The organism is Falsigemmobacter intermedius, from assembly GCF_004054105.1.
In the GTDB taxonomy this organism is placed as follows: Bacteria; Pseudomonadota; Alphaproteobacteria; order Rhodobacterales; family Rhodobacteraceae; genus Wagnerdoeblera; species Wagnerdoeblera intermedia.
Genome location: NZ_SBLC01000087.1, coordinates 1 through 4,401, shown reverse-complemented (window position 1 = coordinate 4,401; position 4,401 = coordinate 1). Strand labels below are relative to the sequence as shown.

Annotated in this window: 4 protein-coding genes; 1 reads left to right on the top strand and 3 read right to left on the bottom strand. The window is 56.9% G+C overall.

Annotated elements, in window-relative coordinates:
• Window positions 1-43 precede the first annotated feature (43 nt).
• Complete coding sequence (locus EP867_RS18875) at window positions 44-793, bottom strand: glycosyltransferase family protein (protein ID WP_128490990.1); 750 nt, start codon at window positions 791-793, stop codon at window positions 44-46.
• A 248-nt stretch (window positions 794-1,041) separates the two neighbouring features.
• Between EP867_RS18875 and EP867_RS18870 the strand changes: the two genes are divergently transcribed.
• The gene (locus EP867_RS18870) at window positions 1,042-1,299 is read left to right on the top strand and encodes a hypothetical protein (RefSeq protein ID WP_128490989.1); all 258 of its coding nucleotides are present in this window, start codon (window positions 1,042-1,044) and stop codon (window positions 1,297-1,299) included.
• Window positions 1,300-1,397: 98 nt separating this feature from the next.
• Here the strand turns inward: EP867_RS18870 and EP867_RS18865 are convergent, their stop codons facing one another.
• Window positions 1,398-1,727, bottom strand: coding sequence for a nucleotidyltransferase domain-containing protein (locus EP867_RS18865; RefSeq protein ID WP_128490988.1), 330 nt, complete (start codon window positions 1,725-1,727; stop codon window positions 1,398-1,400).
• Window positions 1,728-1,963: 236 nt separating this feature from the next.
• On the bottom strand, window positions 1,964-4,401 hold a 2,438-nt coding region (locus tag EP867_RS18860; protein WP_128490987.1), incomplete at its 5' end, for a UvrD-helicase domain-containing protein.

Sequence of the window (4,401 nt, the reverse complement as noted above, 5' to 3'; positions counted from 1 at the left end):
TTTATATAGGAAATATAATGGTCAGGACAGCGAAATCAGCGCCTTACTTGGGAAATGTGGGATTGAGAACGACCGGTTTTTTAAGAGATCCCATCAGATCCAGTAACAGATCAAGATTTTTAACAGGGGCAATTCGCGAGATGAACGCTATTTTCAAAGTCCCGTCTTCTGTGGAACGCAGAGTTTCAAAATTTCTCATCTGCGGGGCCACTGCATCGATCGCGGTAAAGATGCGTGATTGCGCTGCGGGAAATATTTTCTCAATCTGCCGGGCTTCGTCGGATGTCGAAGCATGCCAGAAAATATTGTTGTAGAGACCAAGCCGTTTGGCTGTCTGAAGGTAAAGGTACTTCTTTGCAGCTTTAAATTTGAGCGCTGCTTCGGAAAATTCCCCTCGGGGTGCCAGAACCACCGGGATCCGAAAGGATTTTTCGCGGATCAGATTTCTGGAGAGGAGAAGCCTGATCGACGCATCTGGAGAGAAGAAACTGTTCAGATAAAGGAGGTGGAACTTCCTCGCGCAGATGGCCATTTTCAGACCTGACGGACCGAAGACCCTGTCGCTTGCGTAGAATACTGAGCCGTTTTCGGTTTCCGTCCAGCGATCCTGTGGGAGCCCGGCGTAGGGCTTGCTTTCGCCCAGGTCCCGGCTGCGGGTGAAGACTGAAAGTTCAGCGCGTGGGTGCAGGGCGTCCCGCAAATTTGCGATCGTCCTGGCAGGGCCGCCCGCGCGGAAACCCGGAAGGTAGAAATCGCTTACGCATAAGACATGAAGTGGCGAAGGGGTTTCCATTGCAACCTTGCACTGTCGGATAATCGTTACGCTCACAATTTTGGATTTTATGTTCGAAGATTACACCGTACAGAGCCTACACAAACAATCTTAAGTTGCAAAGAATTGTTGAGAGAGTGTGAAGGCCTTGCCCCCAGGGCTGGACGTCCGGACTGTCCGCCGCTGTTCAGCGATGCCGCCGTGCAGGTCTGCCTAATGGGCAAGCAGCAGGCGGGGCAGATCAGCAAGGCGTTGAACCTGAAGCTGGATTGACCTTCGGCGCGTGGCTGGCCCGCTGTGCGGGGCTTGCAGCCGCTCTGGGCCCAGATTGGCAGTTGAGTGCGAAGGCCGACCCTCCGCAGATCCTGCTGCGCTTCGGCGATCAGAGTGAGGTCCTTGTCTGGCCTAACGATCTGCGCATCACCAAGTCAGGCAAAACCGCAGAAGCCTTTGTGAAAATCTATTTCCCGAGCAGGGATCAGCCTGAAACCCCTGAAGAGGAGGACGATTTGCCCACCCCGTGGTGAGCGGAAAAACTATATGGATTGCGGGAGGAGGTGCCGGAATGCTTGTGAAAAAAAAATACGGGGCCGATCACAAAAGAGGGCGCAACAGCGAGTGGCTTTCAACGGATCCTTATGCCCTCTCGCTTTACGATGTAGCTCAGGGTGGTGACGGAATCCTGCGCATCTTCGAAATCCGATTTGGTGACGACCAGCAGATCGCATTTCAATTTGGAGCGTCGTCGCAGGTTGTAGACGTTGATCGGGTCGAGGATGCTTTCGGGCACGTCATCTCGCGTGACGACGAGGATATCCCAGTCGCTGTCCGGATGATGATAGCCACGTGCACGGCTGCCAAAAATCCAAATCTCCGCGGCCTGTAACTCAGCTTGGCAGAGGGCGAGGAGTTGGGTCAATTCCGGCTCTTCTGCCAGAGGGTGGATGATTGCCATATTTTATAGCCCTAGCCAGTTAATCGGAGGGGGCGGCGAGCGATCGAAATATTCCATTTCGCCTGCATATCCTCATGGGTCTGATTTCAAAGGGTTGTTATGGTCGTCCAAGAGAAACCTCGGCAGGTTGGGATAAACTATTTCCCTATGATCCTGAGCTTTCAGGCGCAGCCCTGCCGTGTCAGCATAATTTATATGGGTCAATTCCCAAGCGGTGGTTAGAGGCAGCAAGGGTATTAACCCCTTCTCGGGAGATGTTTGCGCGTCTCTAAGCCAGAGATGGGCTCTTCGATCTCTTTGAGTTTCGCCTTGCCGCTGCAGACGGGGAACTTCGTGCAGCTGTAGAAGGCGCCGAACTTCCCATCCCGCTTTACCAGCCATCCGCCGTTGCAGGATGGGCAGGCAGGCTGCTCCACTGCGCAGGCCGAACAGCGGTTGTGACGGCTGTCGCGGATCGGCAGCCCCGATCCACATGATGGGCAAGCGGGGAGAATATTGCCGCAATGCGCGACGTGTTCACATCGGTAATATAATCCGCCCTCTTTCGAGCGATCAGGCAGCATGCGCCCCGAGCATTCTGCGCATGTCTCGACTTTGCCTTCCTTGCTCGCAGGGGCATCCAGATCATAGAACGGATCGGCGAGCAGCTCTTGAACGAAGGCCGAAGGGCGGGCTTCGGAAGCGATAATCGTCAGGGTCGAGCGGGCACGTGTCATTGCGACATACATCACCCGCCGCTCTTCGGCGTTCTCAAAGGGCTCTGCTTCGGGTGAGACCAGGCTGAGCAGTGGATCATCGGCGATTTCCGATGGGAAGCCCACACGGCCCGCATCTGCCTTCAGAAGCACCACGTGATCGGCCTCCAGCCCTTTTGAGGCATGGATGGTCTTGAAGCTGAGGGCCAACTGCGGGAAGCGTTTTTGCAATTGGTAAAGACCAGGATCGATAAAGCGGTAACGCCCCAATAGTAGCACTGATGTCTTGCGGCTTTCAGGGGCGGGCAGGCCCGCCAGTCTTTGCAGGACGCCCGAGAGGGCAGCCTCATCACCGCCCTTGCGGGTCCAGGCGATTTGGATGGCGGGGCGTGGGGCCACACCCGCGGGCACCACGGTTTTCACGATCTGCGCCGGGTTCTTGAGCACGAACCCACGCGCGGCCAAGGCGATTTTGTCGACGGAACGGAAGGTGCGCCCCAGATCCACGCTGCGATGCACGCCGGCTTGCTTGCCAAACGTTCCGCCAAATTCGCGCCCGAAGTTCCGCATGATGTGGATGTCAGAACCCGCGAAGCGGTAGATCGATTGCCAGTCATCGCCAACGGCGAAGATGCGGGCATCACTATGCTGGGCTTTCAGGGCTTTGATCAGTCGCGCGCGGCTTTGGGAGATGTCCTGGAACTCATCAACCAGAATATGCCTGAACGGGCTCTGGTAGCGCCCCTGTTCGGCATAATGCGCGGCCCTCAGGATCATATCCTCAAAGTCGATGCGGTCGCCCAGCCGGCGCTGGTATTCCGCGTAGACCGGCTCAAAAAGTTTCAGGAATGCTTGGGCCCGCTTGCCAAGCTTCAGGACCTGGGACTTCTCGAGGCATTGCGCGACCGAGTAGCCGCCGCTTTTGAATTGCCGAAGGAAAGTGCCGAGCATGCGTGTGAAGGCATCGGCCTGACCAAGCTCCACCACCCGGTCAAAGATCTCCGCGGCGGGGCGGGGGTTGATTGTGATGTAGGGGGCCAGCTTCTCCTGAAGGGCCTCCAGCAGGCGCCCCTCCTTTTGCTCATAGCTGAAGGTCTCGATTAGGATGGTCCCCTGATCTTTGTGGAGCTGCCGCTTCCACGCCATCCCTTCGAGATATTCCTCGCGGTTGACAAATGGGGCCGTCACCAGACGTTCCGTCCCGTCGGGACCACGTTCACGGCGCACGCCGAAGTGCTCAAGGTAGACGCCGCTATTGGTAAGGCGAAAATCGGGCGTGTAGCTGCGCCGTCCGCCCGTTGCGACCTTGTGCTCGTAATCCGGCTCATACTCATAGGCGATGCCGTTCTGGTAAAGCCAGTTGGCGATGCTCAGCTCTTCGCGGCTTTTGACCTGCTCGCCCTGCAGGGTGCGTAGGTCCAGCTTTTCCAGCTGCTTGTAATATTCGTGCTTGGTCTTGTAATCCCAGTCGTCCTTCTGCTCGACTAGGAATTCGGCAAACCAAGAGATCAAGGCGCCGGCCACCTCGGCGACCTTTGCCATGAGGTCCCGCAGGATCTGCCTGATCAGATCGAGAAACGCCGTATCATCCGTTGCATGGGCGGCGAGGGGCGGCTTGGCCCCCTCAACCGAGCCGATGATGTCATAGGCCAGCGCATGGAAGGTGCGGGCCTCGATCGGCATGCCGCAGCGGGCCTCGATGCGCTCTGACATCTCTTTCGCGGCGTCTTTGGCGAAAGCGAGGAGCAGGATTTCTTCTGCGGGCCGGATGCCAGCACGTAGAAGGTAAGCCGCCTTTGCTGTGATGACGCTTGTCTTGCCGGAGCCTGCGCCTGCCAGGACCAAGGTTGCATCTTCGTCGACCACGATGGAAAGCCGCTGTTCAGGCGTCAAAGGCTTGCTCTCGACTGTGTCACAGAACTCCTTCCAGCGCTCCAGCTCTACCGTGACGAAACGCTCGATAGCCCTTTCCCGCAATT

Excerpts from the sequence above, each read along its gene's own strand:
- EP867_RS18875 (WP_128490990.1), bottom strand. The coding sequence starts at position 793 with ATGGAAACCCCTTCGCCACTTCATGTCTTATGCGTAAGCGATTTCTAC.
- EP867_RS18865 (WP_128490988.1), bottom strand. The coding sequence starts at position 1,727 with ATGGCAATCATCCACCCTCTGGCAGAAGAGCCGGAATTGACCCAACTC.